Source organism: Ideonella sp. P3_A4 (assembly GCF_056403075.1).
In genome coordinates, this window is record NZ_JBFUGE010001043.1 from 1 (window position 1) to 1,395 (window position 1,395).

Annotated in this window: 2 protein-coding genes; both read left to right on the forward strand. The window is 69.0% G+C overall.

All coding sequences use genetic code 11. The features are described 5' to 3' along the window. Window positions 1-1,053: cobalt-precorrin-5B (C(1))-methyltransferase (locus AC1DYI_RS35660; RefSeq protein WP_477208820.1), on the forward strand; the 1,053-nt coding region annotated here is incomplete at its 5' end. Continuing rightward, window positions 1,050-1,395, forward strand: a 346-nt coding sequence (locus AC1DYI_RS35665; RefSeq protein WP_477208821.1) for an SAM-dependent methyltransferase, incomplete at its 3' end; no start/stop codon positions are given. The genes AC1DYI_RS35660 and AC1DYI_RS35665, both read left to right, overlap by 4 nt.

Sequence of the window (1,395 nt, forward strand, 5' to 3'; positions counted from 1 at the left end):
ACAGGTGCCTGCTCGGCTGCGGCTGCGCGCGCGGCGGTGCTCGGGCTCGTGCACGGGGCGGTGCCGAACACCAACGAGTGCCTGCTGCCGAACGGTCAGCTCGTCAACTTCGCCGTCAACGATGGCCACACCGACGGCGTGTTGGCGCATGCAATGGTGATCAAGGACGCGGGCGACGACCCGGACTGCACCGACAAGGCCCACCTCACGGCCGATGTCCGCCTGCGCCATGACCTGCCGGGGCAGGTGCTGCTGCAAGGCGGCTTCGGCGTCGGCACGGTCACCATGCCGGGCCTGGGCCTGGCGGTGGGCGGGCCGGCGATCAACCCGGTGCCACGCCGCAACATCGAGCAGAACGTGCGCCTCGCCGGTGAATCGCTGCTGGACGACGCCGGCTTCGAGGTCACGATCTCGGTGCCGCAAGGCATCGAGATGGCGAAGAAGACGCTCAACGCACGGCTGGGCATCCTGGGCGGTATCTCGATCCTCGGCACCACCGGCATCGTCAAACCGTATTCGACGGCGGCCTACCGCGCGAGTGTGGTGCAAGGTGTGCACGTGGCCGCGACCACTGGCGCCGGCGTCGTCGTGCTCACCACCGGCGGGCGCACCGAGAAGTTCGTGATGGAGGAAATGCCCGAGCTGCCGCAGGCGTGCTTCGTGCAGATGGGCGACTTCCTGCGCTACGCCCTCGGCGCGGCGGTGAAGGCCGGCCTGCCCCGCGTCGTGATCGGCGGCATGGTCGGCAAGCTGACCAAGATCGCGCAGGGCGAGACGATCACGCACGCCGGCCGCGCCGAGGTCGACACCGGGCTGCTCGCCGATCTGTGCGCGGGCATTGGCGTCCCGGCAGACGTCCGTGAAGACATCCGCAACGCCGAGACCGCGCGTTACGCCAGCGAGCGCGTCGCGGCGCTAGGGTTGGTGAGCGAGTTCCACGAAGCGCTGGCCAGGCGGGTGTGGCACACGGTCACCGAACGCTATCCCGACAAGTTTCAACTGAAGGTGCTGGTCTGCGACTTCGATGGTCGCAAGCTGGCGGAAGCATCATGAACGAAGAAGTCGAACGGTTCACCGGCGAGCGCTGCCGGGTCATTGGCGTGCTCGACGACGGCGCGGCAAGCCTCGGTGCCACCGCCCTCGCCCACCTGGCGCGCGCCGATTGCGTGATCGGCGGCACGCGAACCCTGGAGCTGCTGGACACGCACCTGCGCCCCGACGCGATCCGCCGCGATCTGACGGGTGCGATGTCGCAAGTGCCGATCTGGGTCCGCGAAGCCCAGGCCGACGGGCTGCGTTGCGTCGTGCTCGCCACAGGCGATCCGCTGTGCCATGGTGTCGCGGCCTATCTGGCCTCGCGCCTGTGCATCGAGGCGTTGGAGGTCATCCCGAACC